The 19838-nt window shown below is 48.1% G+C and carries 18 protein-coding genes; 13 read left to right on the forward strand and 5 right to left on the reverse strand.

Annotation, left to right across the window (positions count from 1 at the left end; genetic code table 11):
* Positions 1 to 33: 33 nt before the first annotated feature.
* Positions 34 to 1752 carry a phosphoenolpyruvate--protein phosphotransferase gene (gene ptsP / locus KD909_RS04875; RefSeq protein WP_047795137.1) on the reverse strand — a complete coding sequence of 573 codons (1719 nt, stop codon included), beginning with the start codon at positions 1750 to 1752 and terminating at the stop codon, positions 34 to 36.
* 325 nt (positions 1753 to 2077) lie between these two features.
* On the opposite strand from ptsP, the gene KD909_RS04880 reads away from it, so the two are divergent.
* Complete coding sequence (locus KD909_RS04880) at positions 2078 to 3517, forward strand: leucyl aminopeptidase (protein WP_211782559.1); 1440 nt, start codon at positions 2078 to 2080, stop codon at positions 3515 to 3517.
* Positions 3518 to 3649: 132 nt separating this feature from the next.
* Positions 3650 to 4309 carry a DUF429 domain-containing protein gene (locus KD909_RS04885; RefSeq protein WP_047795139.1) on the forward strand — a complete coding sequence of 220 codons (660 nt, stop codon included), beginning with the start codon at positions 3650 to 3652 and terminating at the stop codon, positions 4307 to 4309.
* Positions 4310 to 4319: 10 nt separating this feature from the next.
* Here the strand turns inward: KD909_RS04885 and ytvI are convergent, their stop codons facing one another.
* Entirely contained in the window at positions 4320 to 5453 is a 1134-nt protein-coding gene (ytvI, locus tag KD909_RS04890) for a sporulation integral membrane protein YtvI (protein WP_211782560.1), read from the reverse strand.
* A gap of 79 nt (positions 5454 to 5532) precedes the next feature.
* Between ytvI and KD909_RS04895 the strand changes: the two genes are divergently transcribed.
* Positions 5533 to 6312: a nucleotide pyrophosphohydrolase gene (locus KD909_RS04895; protein ID WP_211782561.1), complete on the forward strand. Its 780-nt coding sequence runs from the start codon at positions 5533 to 5535 to the stop codon at positions 6310 to 6312.
* A gap of 126 nt (positions 6313 to 6438) precedes the next feature.
* Entirely contained in the window at positions 6439 to 8127 is a 1689-nt protein-coding gene (locus tag KD909_RS04900; RefSeq protein WP_211782562.1) for an N-acetylmuramoyl-L-alanine amidase family protein, read from the forward strand.
* A 79-nt stretch (positions 8128 to 8206) separates the two neighbouring features.
* Here the strand turns inward: KD909_RS04900 and KD909_RS04905 are convergent, their stop codons facing one another.
* From KD909_RS04905 to KD909_RS04915, 3 genes are read right to left on the reverse strand one after another with little or no spacing between them, the layout of a single operon-like run.
* On the reverse strand, positions 8207 to 9247 hold the full coding sequence (locus tag KD909_RS04905; protein WP_047795143.1) for a ribonucleotide-diphosphate reductase subunit beta: 1041 nt from the start codon (positions 9245 to 9247) through the stop codon (positions 8207 to 8209).
* A complete protein-coding gene (locus tag KD909_RS04910) occupies positions 9204 to 9710 on the reverse strand; it encodes a flavodoxin domain-containing protein (RefSeq protein WP_012726807.1) in 507 nt (168 codons plus the stop codon). The genes KD909_RS04905 and KD909_RS04910 overlap by 44 nt, the downstream gene beginning before the upstream one ends.
* Positions 9711 to 9758: 48 nt before the next feature.
* A complete protein-coding gene (locus KD909_RS04915) occupies positions 9759 to 12014 on the reverse strand; it encodes a ribonucleoside-diphosphate reductase subunit alpha (RefSeq protein WP_371149666.1) in 2256 nt (751 codons plus the stop codon).
* Between the two features lie 532 nt (positions 12015 to 12546).
* On the opposite strand from KD909_RS04915, the gene KD909_RS04920 reads away from it, so the two are divergent.
* The 9 genes from KD909_RS04920 to KD909_RS04960 all read left to right on the forward strand — a co-directional run bounded on the left by KD909_RS04920 (position 12547) and on the right by KD909_RS04960 (position 19737).
* Positions 12547 to 12777 carry a DUF1871 family protein gene (locus tag KD909_RS04920; protein WP_211782563.1) on the forward strand — a complete coding sequence of 77 codons (231 nt, stop codon included), beginning with the start codon at positions 12547 to 12549 and terminating at the stop codon, positions 12775 to 12777.
* A gap of 13 nt (positions 12778 to 12790) precedes the next feature.
* The gene (locus KD909_RS04925) at positions 12791 to 13039 is read left to right on the forward strand and encodes a NifU N-terminal domain-containing protein (RefSeq protein ID WP_211782564.1); all 249 of its coding nucleotides are present in this window, start codon (positions 12791 to 12793) and stop codon (positions 13037 to 13039) included.
* Positions 13036 to 13836: a glycosyltransferase family 2 protein gene (locus KD909_RS04930; RefSeq protein ID WP_211782565.1), complete on the forward strand. Its 801-nt coding sequence runs from the start codon at positions 13036 to 13038 to the stop codon at positions 13834 to 13836. Before KD909_RS04925 ends, KD909_RS04930 begins: the two co-directional genes overlap by 4 nt.
* A gap of 2 nt (positions 13837 to 13838) precedes the next feature.
* Complete coding sequence (locus tag KD909_RS04935) at positions 13839 to 14333, forward strand: Lrp/AsnC family transcriptional regulator (protein WP_012726802.1); 495 nt, start codon at positions 13839 to 13841, stop codon at positions 14331 to 14333.
* On the forward strand, positions 14330 to 15514 hold the full coding sequence (locus KD909_RS04940; protein ID WP_074036420.1) for an aminotransferase: 1185 nt from the start codon (positions 14330 to 14332) through the stop codon (positions 15512 to 15514). The genes KD909_RS04935 and KD909_RS04940 overlap by 4 nt, the downstream gene beginning before the upstream one ends.
* A 58-nt stretch (positions 15515 to 15572) precedes the next feature.
* Positions 15573 to 16817, forward strand: coding sequence for a lysine N(6)-hydroxylase/L-ornithine N(5)-oxygenase family protein (locus tag KD909_RS04945; RefSeq protein ID WP_211782566.1), 1245 nt, complete (start codon positions 15573 to 15575; stop codon positions 16815 to 16817).
* Positions 16818 to 17014: 197 nt separating this feature from the next.
* Positions 17015 to 17407 (forward strand): S1 domain-containing post-transcriptional regulator GSP13, encoded by a 393-nt coding sequence (gene yugI / locus KD909_RS04950; RefSeq protein WP_012726799.1) that lies wholly within the window; start codon positions 17015 to 17017, stop codon positions 17405 to 17407.
* Between the two features lie 99 nt (positions 17408 to 17506).
* Positions 17507 to 18499: a Gfo/Idh/MocA family protein gene (locus KD909_RS04955; RefSeq protein ID WP_211782567.1), complete on the forward strand. Its 993-nt coding sequence runs from the start codon at positions 17507 to 17509 to the stop codon at positions 18497 to 18499.
* 74 nt (positions 18500 to 18573) lie between these two features.
* Entirely contained in the window at positions 18574 to 19737 is a 1164-nt protein-coding gene (locus KD909_RS04960; protein ID WP_211782568.1) for an iron-containing alcohol dehydrogenase, read from the forward strand.
* Positions 19738 to 19838: the final 101 nt, after the last annotated feature.

The following is a 19838-nucleotide window of genomic DNA, read 5'->3' on the forward strand; positions in this document are numbered from 1 at the left end:
TCCTTCTCTCGCTCGAGAGAAGGACTTTTGCCATTATTTTTTAATGTCGAACTTTTCGCTAAGGAAGTTCACGACTTCTTCAGCTGTGTCCATGTTGAGGACTTCGTTGACGATTGCTTCTGTTTCCGACTTCGTCAAGCGTTTCACGAGGCTACGCGCACGAAGGACGCTTGAAGCGGACATTGAGAATTCGTCGAGACCAAGACCGAGAAGGATTGGAATCGCGAGTTCTTCTCCAGCCATCTCTCCACACATGCCGACCCATTTGCCAGCTTTGTGTGCTTCTGTGATGACGTTGTGGAGAAGGTTCAAGATGGCAGGGTTGAACGGTTGGTACAAGTAAGAAACTTTTTCGTTCATCCGGTCAGCCGCCATCGTGTATTGAATCAAGTCGTTTGTACCGACTGAGAAGAAGTCGACTTCTTTTGCGAATTGTTTCGCCATGACAGCCGTTGATGGAATTTCAACCATCATTCCAGTCTCATATTGTCCGACTTCGATTCCTTCTTCTTTCAACTTCGCTTCTTCTTCGAGAAGAAGGGCTTTCGCCGCGCGGAACTCTTCGAGTGTCGCAATCATTGGGAACATGATGGCGAGGTTCCCGTGAGCTGAGGCACGGAGAAGGGCGCGAAGTTGTGTGCGGAACAAATCTGTTTCCTCGAGGCAAAGGCGGATGGCACGATAGCCGAGGAACGGGTTCATTTCTTTCGGGAGGTCAAGGTATGACAACTCTTTGTCGCCACCGATGTCGAGTGTACGGATGACGACTTGCTTGCCTTCCATCCCTTCAAGAACCGTTTTGTATGCTGTGTATTGCTCTTCTTCGGTCGGGAACGTTTCAGAGTCCATATATAGGAACTCCGTACGATAGAGCCCGATCGCATCTGAACCGTTTTTCAAAACGCCTTCGAGGTCGTTCGGTGTCCCGATGTTCGCAGCAAGCTTCACTTTGTGACCGTCCGCTGTGATCGACTCTTCGTTGACGAGTTGCTTCAACTCTTCTTTGTACGCTTCAAAATCAGCACGTTTGCCTTCGTACTCTTTGACAAGATCTTCTGAAGGGTTGACGAAGACGTCACCTTCTGTTCCGTCGATGATGACGAGGTCACCGTTTTTGATTTCTTCAAGTGCCACTTTTGTTCCAACGACGGCCGGAATTTCAAGTGAGCGTGACATGATGGCAGAGTGAGACGTACGTCCACCGATGTTCGTCGCGAATCCTTTGACGTATTTACGGTTAAGTTGTGCCGTATCTGAAGGCGTCAAGTCCTCTGCGATGATGATGACTTCTTCTGAAATCGAAGCTGGAGTCACGAATGTCACTCCGAGAATGTGAGCCATGACACGTTTTGTGACGTCACGAACATCAGCCGCACGTTCGCGCATGTATTCGTTATCCATTGATTCGAAAATCATGACCATCGTTTGGGCAACTTCGTCAAGTGCCTTCGCAGCGTTCATGTTTTCGCTTTCAATTTTGTCGTTCACTTGCGATACGATTTCTGGGTCCTCAACGATTAAAAGGTGAGCTGAGAAAATCTCGGCTTTGTCTGGACCGAGCTCACGAAGTGTATGTTCGCGAATGGCTTCAAGCTCCGTTTTAGATTGTGCGATTGCATCTTGGAAACGAGCCTTTTCTGCAGCGACATCTTCAATCTTGTGTGATGGGATATCGAATGAAGGTGTCTCCATGACGAATGCTTTTGCAACTGCAATCCCTGCAGATGCACCAATACCTTTAATGTGTGACATAAGCGTAGTCCCTCTTTTCAAAGAAATAGTGTACTTTCCTGCCTCGTTACTTCATACCCGAAAAGAAAAAAGAATTAACGAGAACGGGGAAAGTTAAAGTAGCAACGGTCTACGACTAGGGGAAGCCTCGACCAGTCAAATTGGCCTCACTTCACGATGAAGAGAAGCCCGATTGCGTACTTTCTTATCCTATCATAAAATAAAACAACGTCACAACGAGGAGATAGCCCATGAATTCGAAGATTTCTTGACTCTTACGCATACTATTTCATTATTTTGGAGAAGTTCGTTATGCTTACCATATATATAGAAGGGAAGTGGCAATATGTATCAAATTGCTCAATTAAATTGGACCGATACTTACGAGACAATCGTCGTTGGGATCGGAGCGGCTGACTCTATCGATGAAGGACTCGACACATTGTTTGGTGGACGCGTCAAAGCACTCATTCAATCAGGAGACCTCTCTACGAAGACGGGGGAAGTGACAATCCTTCCGACATTCACGGGGGAGACGGCGCGTGTCTTATTTGTCGGACTCGGCCAACGAAATGACATGACGACCGAGAACGTTCGGAATTGGTTCGGGAAAGTCTCGAAACTGATCAAGTCACGTGGATTGAAGGACGTCGCCGTAGCGCTTGATACGTTTACGGACGGTGCGGCACGCATATTCACAGAAGCATATGAAATGGCGACGTATGCCCATCCTACATATAAGTCTGCTCCAAAAGAAGCTGTCGAAGAACCGACAATCACGTTGCTCGGTGACGTGGATCAGACGGATATCGATGCGGGTGCGGCTTATGGGAAAGGGGTCAATGTCGCCCGTACATTGACGATGATGCCGGCCAATATTTTGACGGCGGAGACGTTAGCGGATTACGCGGTTGAGTTGGCGAAACGTCATGATTTCAAATACCGCATCCTTGAAAAAGAAGAAATGGAAGGACTCGGGATGGGGGCATTGCTCGCAGTCAACCAAGGGTCGACGATTCCTCCAAAATTGATTGTACTCGAGTATCGTGGGGCAGAAGAAGCTCCGATTGCCATTGTCGGGAAGGGTGTCACGTTCGACACAGGCGGCTATTCAATCAAGCCGAAAGATGGCATCGTCGGGATGAAAGGGGATATGGGTGGCGCTGCTACCGTCCTCGGATTGTTCGAAACCCTCGGATTGACGCGACCAAAACGGAACGTGATTGGCATCATCGGTGCGACCGACAATATGATTTCTGGAGATGCGTTCAAACCAGATGATGTGATCACGGCCATGAATGGAAAGACGATCGAAGTATTGAACACGGATGCAGAAGGACGTCTTGTGTTAGCGGATGCGGTCACGTTTGCGAAAACGTATGAACCAAAAGCCATCATCGATGTGGCTACGCTCACAGGTGGCGTTCTCGTCGCCCTCGGGACAGACGTGACGGGCTGTCTAACGAACGACGATACCCTCTATCGTTCGCTTGAAGAGGCGAGCCGTGAGACGAACGAACTCGTGTGGCAGATGCCATATTTCGATGTCTTCATCGACAAGGTGAGAAAATCGGAAGTTGCCGACTTGAACAACTCACCAGGTCGTTTCGGGCATATGATTTTTGGTGGCGCATTTGTCGGTGAGTTTGTCGGCGATACACCATGGCTACATCTCGATATTGCAGGAACGAGCGAACGAGCGGCAGCGAATGACCTCGGTCCGAAGGGGCCGACGGGTGTCATGGTTCGAACTCTCGCACGGATGATTGAATCGTGGGAGCGGTAAGAGCAGGTGGCGTAATCGGTTTGGCGATTCTGTGTGGCCTATGCTACACGGTTTGGCCGAACCGTATTTGGTTAGGGAGTACAGTGTTTCTCGCCGTATTTGGCGTGTTGATGATGTTACAGGAGGTACGACATGGTAGGAGTAGGAATTGATGGTGCACGTGGCGGCTGGGTACGGATCACATACGACAGCATCTCACTTTGTTTAACGATTTCGGAGACGTTGGAGGAGTTACTGATTGATGGTGCCATGCATTTTGTGGATATGCCGAAAGATTTAGGGACGGTCGACCATCCGAGCCGCGAATGCGATGCGTGGATGCGTTGCCGACTCAGCCAACGAAAGTCGTCCGTCTTCACTCCGCCGATTCAAGAGGTGTTACACGAAGCGACTTATGAGGAAGCGAATGAAAGGAGTCGGGCGTTGGTTGGTAAAGGGATTAGTAAACAAGCGTGGAATCTTGTTCCCCGGATTCGCGAGTTTCAGCAGGTGAAGGCATCTGACGTTTACGAATCACATCCGGAAGTTTGTTTCTCGGTCATGATGGGACATGAGGCAAGTCATTCGAAAAAGACGGTCGAAGGGCAGGATGAGCGAATCGAGTTACTTCGGCAATACTCGAAAAGTTCTCCATGGAAATGGAAGATGTCGAACGTCCAAATCGACGATATTATCGATGCGTGCATCTTGGCGGTAGCTGCCTATGAAGCGGGGACAAGTGGTCTCTCGCTCCAGCCGGCAGAATCCGATCAACCCGTAGTGGCTGTACCTCAAATGAAAAAAGAGCGATGAAATCAACATTTCATCGCTCTTTTGCTGTCGTCGTAGGCGGACCGACGATAAATCGCCATATGTAGTGAAACACTTTGGCATTGTATACGGCTTTTAATAGGACGGCAAGGACGGGTCCGACGATAAAGCCGAGGACACCGAATAGCTTCAGTCCAACGAAGATGGAGATGAGTGCGACAAGCGGGTTCAGTCCGATATGGGAACCGACAATCTTCGGTTCAGCTAAATTGCGTTGGACGATGACGATGATATACAACACGACCAATCCGATGGCCACGAACCAATCACCTGTCACCGCGGCATAGGCGGCCCAAGGAATGAGTAACGTCCCGACCCCCAAATAAGGCAAGAGGTCAAAGAACCCCGCGAGTAAAGCGAACGAGAGTGGATTGTCAACACGGAGGATGAGCATGCCGATCAAGACGATCCCGAATGTGATGGAGATGAGCGTGAACTGGGCACGGACGTATCCAAATAGGGCAGACTTGAGGTTGATCATCACTTCCTCGAATTCTTTGAATCCTTTCCGCTTGTTCAGACGATTCAATGAGTTGACGTATACCGGCCAATCCTTTGTGATGAAGAACCAAGCGAGCACAATGACGACTACGAGCAACAAGACGAGCGGGAGCGCCGCTAACATGTTTTGTAGCACACTGGCCACACCACGGGACAGGACGCCGATAGCTGCAGCGAGTTGGACACCGAGTTCGGTGATTCCTCCCTCGAGCGATGTCGTCTGTCCGGGATTTAACTGCTGATAGCTCTCATATGCATCGTTGACGAGCGGTGCAATTTTCTCATTGAACAGTCGTTGGATAAACTCGGTGAGTGTTTCAATTTGTTCAGGGAGTCGTTCCGCTGCCACCGTCGCATAATGAATCAATTGGATGATGACGATGGTGATGATTCCAACGACGATGCTGAGCACGATGATTAAGGAAATGAGAGTGCCGAGTGCACGAGGCATATTTGTTTTTCGCTCGAAAAAGTTGACGAGCGGAACGGTCATCAAGGATAAGAGCAGGGCGAACACGAACGGATATGTATATTCAAAAAGTATGTTCAATAGCCACGTGATTAAAAAGAAACCGATGACGACGAGGACAAACCGAAGCAATTGCCAAAGTCTTGCCGATGACATGTGGAACCCACCCTTTCCAGACAATTAGGTTGAGCATAGTATATCATGTAAGCGGTAAATAAAGCAGAAAGATAGGTGAATGAGCGTGAGAGAAGTTCAACAAAAAATCGATTCGATGATTCTTCATTTAGGTGGCTACTGGAGACCTTTATCCGGGTTAGCGCGATTGTTAGAAGAAGTAGGAGAAGTAGGAGGCGCGTTAAGGAGAGAGGCGCAGGATGAGCTGAAAGAGGAGTTGCTTGATGTCCTAGTGATCTCCACGTGTCTAGCAAACCAGTATGCGATTGCATTACAACAACCAGTGGCCGAGGGAAGCGAATCGAAAGAGAAGCTCTATTTTCAAATTGTGGAAGAGGCAGGCGAAGTGGCACGGATTTTGAACGCCTATGAAGGCGATAAGAAGTTAAAACCGAATCGTAAAGGACAATCACTACAGCAGCATATCGAGCGATTGCAACGGGCCGTCATGTCTCTCGGCGCGTCTTACCATCTCAATCTGTTCGATTCACTCTTTGCCCTCATCGAAGAGAAGTCGGCTCGGGACTTCGGACGATTTGACCACACGCCGGACCCGATCACGGAGACATCGGTGCGAACATATTTATCGCATCAGCCAGGTCGCTATTGGGGCGGGGTCCCAGTTAAATCATTTGAGCGATTCGACCGATATATAGAACGAGAACAACATGTCGAGCGGTTTTATCGCATTGCAGCGATTGAAGGATTGGATGGATTTGTGATTCAACAGAAACGAGATGGATTGATTGGTACAGAGAATCCTTTGGTTAAAGAAGGCTTTACTGTCGCGATTGAACGTTACGGAGCGGAGACGTTTCTGATTATCCGACCAGCTAAATAAAAACATTTACCTTATTTTCAAAAGAAGTATCTTTTTTTTCAAATATTTACTTTTTTTAAAAAAGCATTATGCTAATATGAAGTTGTTGTTAGTAGGAAATGCCGCAATGAGAAAGGAATATTTGGGATGAAAATAAAACTATTGAAAGTTGCCCTCATCTTAACGGTCTTCTTGTTAGGGATGCAACTTCCGTCTGTCGAAGCTGCTACTTATAATGGAGAGACGACTGTCAATTTGAACATTCGTACATCCCCTAGTCTAAGTGGGAAGGTAGTAGAAACATTACCAAAAGGCACGAAAGTAAAGTATGGGACGTATAATCAGTCCTGGAACAAAGTGTATGTAAACAATCGTACATACTATGCCTCGGCCCAGTACATTCGGAAACTTTCATCCACTTCAAGTTCGTTAACGACACAGTCGGCAACGTCTACCGGGGTGACTACTGCGAACTTGAACATCCGAGTTTCATCTAGTCGTTCAGCGAAGATTGTAACCACGTTGAAGAAAGGAACGGAAGTGAAATACGCAATCCATAATTCATCATGGGCTAAAGTCTATCTGAACGGGAAAACGTATTACGCTGCAAAAAGTTATATTGAATCCAAAAAAATAGAAGTATCATCTAATCTTTCAGATGGTTTTACAAACCAATCTACTAAACTATTTGGACGTACTTCACAAAGTTCTCCGATACTTATGACTCTACCTAAGAACACCACTGTTTTGTATAAACAATATAACTCGAGTTGGTCCACGGTCCATATTGGTTCGAAAGTCTATTTCACAGCTAGTTTATGGTTAACTAGTGGAGAAGCACCTAAAGAATCGAATCAGCCTATCGATGGTTTCGCAAATCGTGAAGTTAGTCTATTTGGAAGGACATCGCAAAGCTCTCCAGTCCAGTTGGTTCTTCCGAAATACACGGCTGTTTCATATAAAGCGTACAATTCGAGTTGGTCGACTGTTCATATCGGCTCGAAAGTCTACTACACAGCGAGTTCGTGGTTGACGAAAGGGAAAGCCCCGGCTGCGCCGGAAGATGCACCGAAAGGTACGGTATACATCAACACACCAGGAGATGTATTGAACGTTCGTTCGAAAGCGAGTCTTGATTCGAATGTGGTTGGTCAACTCAGTCATGGAACAACTGTTTCACATTATGGGACAATCAATGGTTTCCATAAAATCAAGTTTAACGGACAAGATGCTTTCATTTCTTCAGCATTCGTGATGACATCTAAGCCGAGCACATCAACTGGAACAGTCATCGTCCTTGATCCAGGACACGGTGGAAAAGACCCAGGAGCAGTTAATGGATCTCTCTATGAGAAGACGATTGTCCTCGATGTAACGAAACGTGTAGAAGCTTATCTTCGCTCAAAATATGATTACAATGTACGTCTCACTCGTTCAACTGATGTCTATTTGACTCTAGATCAGCGAGTTGCTGCAGCGAAGTCGTTACGTGGTGATTTGTTTGTAAGTATGCACGTCAACGCAGCCGGTTCATCATCTGCGAAAGGGGTAGAAACGTTCTATTCTTCTCAGTCTGCACACAGCGCTCGAAGTCGTGTCCTTGCTTCAAACATTCAAAGCAACTTGGCAGGTAAAATGAGTGGAATGTCGAACCGAGGAGTGAAAACAGCTAATTATTACGTTATTACGTATAATACAATGCCATCTGCACTCGTCGAATTAGGATTTATCTCATCACCAACCGATTTGACTTACCTTCGAAGTAACACGTCTCGTCAGCGAATGGCAGAAGGTGTGGCTGAAGGAATTGCCAAGTACGTTCAGACTTATTATTGATTGAATCAACCCAGACATTATTGTCTGGGTTTTTTGGTACATCAAAAAACCGAACCGATTTAATCGGTTCGGTACAATTTTATAAATCATCAAATCCGTTTGCGTCTGTCACTTTCGCATAAGAACGTGACTTTTGTTCGAAGAAATCAGATTTTGTCGCATTGAGCGAGTCATCTGAGTATGCACGGATCCAAGGCATGACATCTTCGTCAAATCCTTCATACAAGTCATTCAGACCGATGACGCGGAGGCGTTTGTTCGCCAAGTACTTGACGTAGTCTCGCATTTCACTGACGTCGAGTCCGTCAAGGTCGCGAAGTACATATTCACACCACTCGATCTCGAGGTCGACCGCTTCTGCCATCGTGTCGTATACGAACTGACTGAACTGTCCGTTTTCATCAATCTTAGGATTTTCTGTCAGTACGGCACGTAAGAGCTGGCTGATGAAGTAAGAATGCTGCATTTCGTCGCGCTGGATATAACTGATCATCGTGGATGTCCCCACCATCTTTTGGTGACGGGCAAGGTTATAGAAGTAGGCGAAGCCTGAATAGAAGTTGATGCCTTCCAAAATGACGGATGCGACGAGCGATTTCGCAAAATTTTCGGCGTTCGGAGTCTCGCGGAACGCTTCATATAAGTCCAGGATGAATTGATTGCGCTTCATGACCATCTCATCGTCTTTGGCGATGTCAAAGATTCGATTTTGTTCAGCGAGCGGCACGAGACTTGATAGGACATAGCTGTATGATTGATTATGCACGACCTCTTGTTGTGCGATGACCGCGAGAACGGCGTGGACAGATGAGTCAGATGAGAACATGGAAGACTCGAGGATGTATCGTGTCTGGACCGAGTCGAGAATCGAGAGCAGTCCGATGATCCGTTTGAATGCATCCTGTTCACGTTCAGTCAATTGCGGCCATTGTTGCATATCCTTAGACATGGAGATCTCATCAGGAATCCAAAAGTTCGATAATAACTGTTTGTAAATGGTATAGAACTGAGGATACGCGATATCGTTCCAATTGACGATCGAACTCGTTTCCCCGCCAATGATGGCGGTTGCCCGGTTAGGATGTTTGGGCGACAATAATTTGATTTTCTGAATCGACATGATGCATAACTCCTTCTTCTACATGGTGAGCCATCCGCTCTGCCCAATGTTGGACGTTGAACGGTTGGTTACGTGGGGACTGCTCGATTTTAAGCAGTTCCCCGGCAAGTGGGATTCCGTATTTTGAAAGGTGGTACGCCATCTCGTCAACAGCGCGACAGAAATGTACGAACATCTTGTCACCCGTTCCGAATACCGCAGCTTGTCGAATTGGCACTTGGAGTTCCTTCAACACGAGGCGGAACGTATCTTTCATTTCGTCTGGTAAGATTCCGTCTGCCCACGTGTAGGAGCCGAAATAGACGAGGTCGAACGAAGCGAGAGACTTTGCTTCGCGATATCCGACGCGATCGGCATCATAGCGGACGACCGTATCGCCACGGCGATGATGTGTCGATTCGATGAGCGATGCCACTTCTTCCGTGTTTCCACTCATCGAATGACAGATGATTGCGATGTTCATAGGGTGGACCACCTTTCTATAAAATGTACATATGATTAGGACGACGGTTTACGAAGCGCACGACTCACATTCGTCGACTTCGACAGTCGTCGAACGAGTGTAGTAAATCGACTTCATGCCAAGAGACCATGCCTCGAGGTGCATCGCAAGAAGCTCTGTCGCTTTTACATCGTTCTTCACGTATAAGTTGAAGCTGATGGCTTGGTCGATGTGGCGCTGGCGAGCCGCGTTTTGACGGATGCTCCATAATTGATCGATTTCAAATGCTGATTTATAGAACCAGTTCGTGTCTGGTGTCAAGTCCGGCACCGTGACTGGAATCTTATAGTTTTTCTTCTCTTCTGAGTAGACTTTTTTGTAGACCGGATCGATAGATGCAGTGCTACCAGCGATAATCGCCGTTGATGAGTTTGGTGCGACAGCCATCATATAGGCGTTACGGACACCGTTTTGATGCACCGCTTCAGCGAGACCGTCCCAATCGAGGTCATCATGTGAACGATAGTTCCGGCGCTTGAAGTATTCGCCTGTATGCCATTCTGAACCTTCGAAGACACCGAAAGCGCCTTTTTCCTTGGCGAGTTCCATTGAAGCTTGAATCGTGAGGTAAGCAATCTTCTCATAAAGCTTTTCTGCGTATTGGACGGCATCGACCGATTCCCAGCGGATTCCTTCGAGTGCGAGCAAATGGTGCCAACCGAATGTTCCGAGACCGACGGCACGATACTTCTGGTTCGTGATCATCGCTTGTGGCACTTCAATGGTGTTCAAGTCGATGACGTTGTCGAGCATACGCATTTGAATTGGGATGAGTCGTTCGAGCACATCGGCTTTCACGGCACGAGCAAGTGCGATCGAACTCAAGTTACAGACGACGAAATCACCAGGTGTCTTTGTGATGACGATTTTTCCGTCTTGTGTATATTCTTCTTCGATTGTCGTTGCCGACATGTTTTGCGCGATTTCGGAACAGAGGTTTGAACTGTAAATCATCCCTGCATGTTTGTTTGGGTTTGCGCGGTTCACTGCATCTCGGAAGAACATGTATGGTGTACCGGTTTCAAGTTGTGAGCGCATGTAACGTTTTACAAGGTCGATGGCCGGAACCGTCACACGGGATAATTCTGGCGTATTGACACATTCCATATATTTCTCGGTGAAGCTTCCACCGTTCTCTGACTCGTCGAAATAGTCTTCTAGGCTATATCCCATCACGGTACGAATCTCGTGTGGATCGAACAAGTGCCAGTCGCCGCGTGCCTCGACCGTACGCATGAAGAGATCCGGGAGGCAGACGCCTGTGAACAAGTCGTGTGTCCGGAGACGCTCATCCCCGTTGTTCAATTTCGCGTCGAGGAATTCGAAGATGTCCTTATGCCAAATGTCTAAATAAACGGCAATAGAGCCTTGACGCATACCGAGTTGGTCGACCGAGACGGCTGTGTTATTCAACTGCTTCATCCAAGGAAGGGCACCGCTTGAGACGCCTTTGAATCCTTTGATGTCACTACCACGTGAACGGATTTTCCCGAGGTAGACACCGATTCCGCCGCCACCTTTTGAGAGTGTCGCCACATCGGTGTTCGAATCATAAATGCCACGGAGAGAGTCGTCGACTGTATCAATGAAACAAGAGCTGAGCTGTCCATATGATTTGCCGGCGTTTGACAACGTTGGTGTCGCGACCGTCATATAAAGGTTTGATAAGGCCCAATAAGCTTCTTCGACGAGCTTCAAGCGAGTCGTCTCGTCTTCTTTTTGCATGAGCGTCATTGCGATGACCATGAAGCGTTCCTGTGGAAGCTCATAAAGGTTCTTCACATGATCGCGCCCAAGATAGCGGTCCGACAACGTGCGGAGTCCGATATATGTGAAGAGACGGTCACGAGATGGATCGATCAATGTTTCGAGATGGTCCATGTCTTCTTTTGAATACGTATCGAGAAGCGCTGACGTGAAGATGCGTTTTGATGTTAACGTCTCAACCAGTTGATAGAAGTTACCATAACGCATGGATGCTTCGTAACCGCGGTTGCGTGCCGCTTCGAGATAGAGGCGGTTCAAGTACATCTCCGTTGCCACGAACGTCCAGTCCGGTTCTTCGGCTTTCAACATATCGAGGGCGTGCATCGTCAATAAGTCATATACTACATCTTGTGTTAGCGTTTTTGTCTCGAGCGCCCGAATCGCCCGTTCTTCATAGCGCTCTACGCTTAAGTGAGGATACCGTGTCTGGATAGATTGAATAAGAGAAGAGACGTCAGCAAGCGTTGGAGCCGCTGGTAGCATCGTCTCGTGATGGATAGGGGATGTCAAAATAGATCACTCCTTTAGATGGTGTAGACGTTATGAAAGAATAATAAGAACTTCCTAACCTGTCACAATATATACGTAACGACCAAAATACCCGTTAACTATATATTGACACTTTTTTATCTTTTTAATCATAAAACACCTATATTTAGTTTTTCAATCCTTGACATTCTGGAATGTGCCCGTCGCCTTTTTGCTTTTGCTCCAAAAGGGCTTCATGACCCAATTTGAGACAGAGAACTGAGATGAAAAAAATTTATGTATTGTCTTTGCTTGTTTTTTCACAAATTGATGAATTCGATTTCATCACTCTTGATGAAAGATTTTATCCGTTTGTTTAAGGTGGAATGGATTGTATTTGACGTTACTTATCAAAATACCTGCATATTCATTTCATACTAGATATAGTGTTCCGATGAATCAAGAAATATGAATCCATTTGTCAAGGCTGGTATCCGATTAAAAAGTAAGGTAGATTGGTGAAGTAGGACATGGAATTTCAGCGAAAAGAAGGGTTTAACAAGTGCGTACAGAAGACTTATTATTAACATGGGACCCACTCGGTTATGGGGCAGGTTCATACGGACCGGAGTTTGATGAGGTCATGATGGCATTGACTTATGTCGATTCTCCTGAACAATTGACCGAAGTGATTCACCGAACGCTTCTTGAAGCGTTCGATGCGTGTCCACCAGAAACAGAGATTTTCGAGATGGCGCAGCGACTCCTCGCCTCGTCATCTTGCCAACTATAAGGAGGAACCCATAATGTTACGAATTGATCCAACACCGAATCCGAATGCGATGAAAGTGACACTTCCAGAGAACGTGTTTGGCGCCAAGAGTCAAAGTGTAAAGGCGGGCGAAGCGACAGATCATCCGCTCCTCGCAAAACTAGTTGAAATCGAGGGCGTCGAGAGCGTGTTTGCTTATGGTGACTTTGTGACCGTATCAAAAGAGAATGGCGTGAGCTGGGAAGCGATTCTTCCTCACGTTGAGACGGCATATCGCGGATGAACCCGATTGTCTCGATTGTCATTCCGGCGTATAAACGCGAGACGGAACTGACGGAACTGCTTGAAAGTCTAACGGTCCAAACGTTTCAGCAGTTTGAGGTCTTGGTCATGAATAATGAAGGGCCGCCAAAACAACATCTTTTGGCGCCTTTTTTGAATCAATTGGATGCACGTGTCATCGAAGTGGGTGAGAACCATCACGTCCGGGCCCGTAATCGTGGTGTCCTCGAGGCGAGAGGCGATGTCATCTTGTTACTTGACGATGACGATTTACTCATGCCGACACATCTGGAGGAGGGGCTACGCGACCTTCAACAGGCAGACCTCGTCTATTCGGACGCTGAACTGTTCCGATTCGAATGGAGAGCGGGCCGTCGTGTCGTGACGGACTGGGAACCGTTCGCTTACGCGTTTGATCGAGAGCGGATGCGTCAGGACTCGACGTTCATCCCTTCGGGCACGATGTATCGCAAATCGATTCATGACACGATCGGTCTATTCGACGAAGACGTCTATAACTACTGGGATTGGGATTTCTTGTTGAGAGTGATGGATGCATTCACCGTGTCACACCCGGCGCGTGCGACGGTACTTTACGCCTTCAACGGGACCGATAACCTGTCGGCAAAACAGGATGAAACGAGACGTCGTTATTTTGATCATTTCTGTCAAAAACACGGTCTGACAGACATGGAGATGAAGAATTTCCATATCGTTCAGGAGGAAAGACGTGTATTCGTGAGACAGACAGAGAGAACGTTCACAGGCGTGCTACCTGGTCGAACGGAAGGAGAATAAGTATGTATTCATCAAAAGAACTTGAGTTGTTAGAGCTGCTAGAAGAAAAAGGGTATCTCGAGACGAAGATGTTGGCTGATTTGTTGGCACTCGATGAGGAGACGATTGAGTCGATGCTTGAGAAATTCAAGCAAGACGGGATTCTCCTCGGATTTCGTGCCATGGTCAATTGGCAAAAAATCAATCGTCACGATGTCACTGCCTTCATTGACGTTAAAGTCACTCCGAAAAGAGGACGCGGATTTGACGACGTGGCCGAGCGTATTTATCGCTTCCCAGAAGTGACGGCGCTTTATTTGATGTCGGGGGCGTATGACCTTCAAGTCGTCATTCGGGCGAACTCGCTTCAAGACGTCGCCTCATTTGTCTCAGACAAACTATCGCCGCTTGATTCGGTCTTGTCGACGACAACCCACTTCAAATTGAAGACGTACAAACATGACGGGATCTTGTTCACCCCACAAACTGAAGATAAGCGGTTGAACATCACGCCATGAAGTCTTTATCGAATCAAGTCGTCTCGATGAAGCCATCGGGCATTCGCCGTTTCTTTGACTTAGCACAGACGATGGATAACGTGGTCTCTCTCGGGGTGGGAGAACCGGATTTCATCACACCATGGAACGTGCGAGAAGCGAGCTATGCCGCACTCGAAGAAGGCTATACGGCGTATAGCGCCAACGCCGGTCTCATCGAGTTGCGCGAAGAGATCGCTACTTATATGAAAGAACGCTTTTTAGTCGAGTACGATCCGACGTCTGAATTGATTGTCACGACTGGGGCATCGCAGGCGCTCGATATCGCATTCCGTGCCCTTCTTAATCCAGGGGACGAGGTCATCGTGGTCGAACCGGCATTCGTTTCATATGGTCCACTCATCGAGTTGGCAGGTGGGACCGTCGTCCCTGTCGCATGTCGTCCGGAAAAAGGGTTTCGACTCGATCGGGAAGACGTCGAGCAAGCCATCACGGAACGGACGAAAGCGATTTTACTCTGCTTCCCGTCCAATCCGACGGGCGCCACGATGAATGGCGATGAACTCGCACAAATCGCAGAGCTCGCGACAAAGTATGACCTTTGGGTCGTCAGCGATGAGATTTATGCGGAACTCTGTTACGACGAACCATTTGTCAGCTTTGCGACGCTTCACGACATGCGAGACCGGACGATTGTCGTCAACGGTTTCTCGAAGGCGTTCGCGATGACTGGATGGCGCCTTGGCTTCACATGCGCACCGGAAATCGTCACGCGAGAGATGTTGAAGGTCCATCAATACGGCATGATGTGTGCACCAACGCTCGTTCAATTCGGTGGACTCGAGGCACTTCGGACCCGTGATCAGCACGTGCCGAGCATGGTGAAAAGTTATCGTCAACGTCGAAACTATTTCATTCAAGCGCTGAATGAAGCAGGGCTCCCGACGCACGTGCCAGGCGGAGCATTCTATGCCTTCCCTTCGATTCGACATACAGGATTGACGAGTGAAGAATTTGCAGAACGTCTTCTCGTCGAAGAACGTGTCGCCGTTGTTCCTGGAAACGCCTTCGGTGAGAGCGGGGAAGGGTTCGTCCGGGCGAGTTATGCGACTTCGCTCGAACAACTACAAGAAGCGATTCTCCGGATTCAACGTTTCATGAAACAATTCGAAGTCACAGTAGCCAAGGACTCTCATTCGTGAGAGTTCTTTGGCGTTTTAGCGATATAACGAAAGGGAAAAGACGGGCGAGGTGAAGAGGATGAAACAATTTGACTTTGTTGCAATCGGGTGTGGTCCTTATAATCTTGGTCTCATGGCCCTTGCGGAGAAGACTGAATTGCATGGGGTTTGCTTTGAGCAACGTGCGGAGATGATGTGGCATGAAGGCATGTTGATTGAAGGGATGACGATGCAGACGCATTATTTACAAGATCTCGTCACATTGGCGGACCCGACCCATCCATCGAGTTTTCTGAACTATTTGAGTGATACGGGTCGACTCCAAACATTTATCACCCAAGAACAAGATAAGATTCCTCGAACGGAATACAATCGTTATTTGCGTTGGGTTGTTAACCAACTGTCGACGATTCGTTTCGGTCATTATGTATCTGACGTCCGAGCGGAAGAAGAGGGCTTCCTCGTGACCGTCGAATCGGACGGGCAATCGACACAAGTTCATGCAAGACATCTCGTCCTAGGGACAGGGGCGGCGCCGTTCGTACCGGACGGGTTTGAACAAGTCATTCATACGAGCGATTATTTGACGTACCGGGACGTCCTCAAAGACCGATATCGTGTCGCGGTCGTCGGGAGTGGACAGAGTGCTGCGGAAGTCTTCCTTGATTTGTTGCGTGAGGCAACGGATGAACAACGCGTCGACTGGCTCACACGCTCCGAACACTTTGAGTCACTCGAAGCAGGCAAGCTCGGGGATGAAATTTTTAGTGTGGATTATGTCGATTATTTTCATAAGCTACCGTATGACGCTCGGCAAGAGCTACTCGGGTCATTCGAGCGTTTCCGTCACGGTGTCAATCCTGAGACGATGACCTCGATCTATGAGACGTTGTATCATCGGACTGCAGAAGGACAAGCGGCGAAAGCTGACATGATGACACAGGTCGAAGTGGAATCGATCACTTATGATTGGTTGACACATCGTTTGAAAGGGACGCAACGCTATACGGGAGAAGTGATCGAAAGAGAGTACGATCTCGTCGTCGTGGCGACGGGGTATCGCCCGGTGGTCCCATCTTGGGTAGGTCAGCTCCCGGTCGTATGGGAAGCAGAGGGAGAATGGGCAGTACGTGACACGTATGAAGTGATCATGAGCGAGTCGTTAGGCGGGAAGTTGTTCACGCATACGAATTTAGAGCATTCGCATGGTCCGGCTGCGACGAATCTCGGGATGGCTGTCTATCGAAATGCGGTCATATTGAACGACATGGCTGGGGAAACGATCTATCCGATTCGCCATCAGAAGCCGTTTACGACATTTTGAACAAAAAAAGGGCTAGGCGAGTCGCCTAGCGGAATCAGGGGGGAATACTTGAAGTCTTGCTTGATTTGTATTTACCCCGCACTTCGACTTTAAAACATACCAACACGTCAAAAATAATCTTTTTTACTAAATTCTACACTTTATCGAAAAAAGTATGTTATAGTAAGTTGATGAATTTAGCATAGGAGTTGTTTGTAATGGCAAAATACGAAAAAGATCAAGTATTAACAGGTAAAGTAACAGGAATCCAACCATTCGGTGCTTTCGTAGCACTCGATGACGAGACTCAAGGTCTTGTACACATTTCAGAAATCTCACACGACTACGTAAAAGACGTAAACGATTACGTTCAAGTTGGTCAAGAAGTTGAAGTGAAAATCCTTGAAGTGGACGAAGCTTCTAAAAAAATCAAGCTTTCAATGAAAGCGACGCAAGAAGCTCCAAAACGCGAGAAGTCTGCGAAGCCAGCTCGTCGTGCGCCACGCCGCAACGAAGCAGCTTCAAACTTCAAGCAAGAAGAAGCTCCAGGATTCACAGTCCTCAAAGACAAACTTGAAGACTGGATCAAAAACACAAACTTCAAGAAGTAAGTGTTTCAAGGTGACCCGTTCCAAACGGGTCACCTTTTTTGTTTTACAGGAATCGGTGGGACGTATGACGAAACTGTAAACCGAATAGGAGGAGATCATATGAAGATTGGCATCATCGGAACGGGGGGGATTGCGACGAGTGCCCATATCCCGAATTATGTCAAAGCAGGGATGGAGGTGGTAGCGGTCATGAACCGGACACGGGCAAACGGGGAACGTGTCGCCCGGCAGTTCGGCATCCCGAACGTTTATGAGACGGTCGAGGAGATTCTCACGTACGAACAGCTCGATGCGGTCAGTATCTGTACACCAAACGCCTTACATAAAGAGCAAGTGCTGCTTGCGCTTGAAGCAGGATGTCACGTTCTCTGTGAGAAACCACCCGGTATCTCGGAGAATGAGGCAATTGAGATGTTAGAAGCGGCAAAACGAGCCGGAAAAACATTGCATTACGGATTCCATTACCGACATCGTGCGGATACGGTTCTGTTGAAGCGAATGATTGACGCGGGAGAACTCGGAGACATCTATGCAGCGACGGCGTTCGCCCTTCGGCGACGTGGCATTCCGGGATGGGGAGTCTTCACGAATAAAGAACTGCAAGGCGGGGGCGCCCTGCTCGACATTGGTGTGCATATGTTAGACCTAGCGCTTCATTTGATGGGATACCCGAAACCGAGAGAGGTCGTTGGGCACGTCGGTCAATATTTAGGGAATCGTCCTGGTGTCGGTTTGTTAGGGGAGTGGGACGCGAGTTCGCTCTCGGTTGAGGACACGGCGAGAGCGATGGTCACGTTTGAAAACGGAGCATCCTTGTTGCTCGACGTCAGCTACATGGCCAATATCGAGGAAAAAGATACGATGCGAGTGGAATGTCGCGGCACGAACGCCGGAGCCAGTCTGTTCCCGCTCACGCTCCACACGGAGAAATATGGGGCATTGTTTGACGAGCGACCAGCTTATTTGACTGAACACGACCCGTATGAGCGGCAAATCCAACGCTTCCTTGAGGCTTGTCGAGAAGACCCGAACTATCGTCAAGCGGAGGAATCGGTCATCTTGCATCGGATCATCGATCGCATCTACGCATAAGCACGATACTTTTCATTCCGTAAAAACAGGGTATATAGTGTAGGTGTTACATATTTCTATGAGGAGGATGACTTATGCACAACTTTGAATACAAAAACCCGACAAAACTAATTTTTGGGACACATCAGATCGAAAAATTAGCAGGAGAACTCGAAGCGCTCGACGCGAAGAAAGTGATGCTCGTCTATGGTGGCGGAAGCATCAAAAAGAACGGGACGTACGATGAAGTCGTGACCGAGCTTGAAAAAGCAGGCATCTCATACGTAGACTTCTCAGGCGTTGAACCGAACCCACGCATCGAGACGGTACGTCGTGCGGTGAAATTTGCGCGTGAAGAGGACGTTGACGCCTTGCTTGCTGTCGGTGGCGGTTCCGTCATCGACTGTACAAAATTGATTTCAGCAGCGATTCCATATGACGGGGACGCGTGGGACATCGTGCTTCGTGAACATATCCCGACAGAGGCGGTACCGTTCGGGACTGTCCTTACACTCGCTGCGACAGGGTCGGAGATGAACTCGGGATCGGTCATTACGAACTGGGAGACTCAAGAGAAGTTCGGATGGGGCCACCCGCTCGTGTTCCCGACATTCTCGATCCTCGACCCACGTTACACGGTCTCAGTTCCAAAAGACCAGACAATCTATGGCATCGTCGACATGATGAGCCACTGTTTCGAACAATACTTCCACCCGAACCATGCGCCGGTACAGGAACGCATGACAGAAGGTGTCTTGAAAGCAGTCGTTGAATCGGCACCAAAACTCGTCAACGATTTAGAGAACGTAGACCTTCGTGCCATCATCTTGTTCTCAGGTACGATGGCATTGAACGGTGTCCTGCAAATGGGTGCATCGGGTGACTGGGCATCGCACAACATCGAACACGCAGTATCCGCTGTCCATGATATCCCGCATGCCGGAGGTCTCGCGATTCTCTTCCCACGTTGGATGGAGCATGTATTAGATGAAGACAACGCGGCTCGCTTCGCACGACTCGGTACAGAAGTATTTGATGTCGAGCCTGGCGAGAACGATTTGGAGACAGGGAAACGTACGATCCAAGCTGTACGTGCATTCTTCGATCAACTCGGTGCACCGAACTCGCTTCGTGACTATGAGATCGATGAGTCGACATTCGATGCGATTCTCGATTCTGCGATGAAACGTGGCGCATTCGGTCGTTTCCGTACGCTCGAACGGGAAGATGTCGCACATATCCTCGAACTCAGTAAATAAGGCGATTTCTTGCCTATTTTGCCATAATGATTGAACGAATCTAACGTTTCCGTTTATGATGGGTCATGTATGGCTCTTTTACGAGCGATTTAAAGGAGGAA

The sequence above is a fragment of the Exiguobacterium sp. PFWT01 genome (assembly GCF_018255795.1).
Classification (GTDB): Bacteria; Bacillota; Bacilli; order Exiguobacteriales; family Exiguobacteriaceae; genus Exiguobacterium.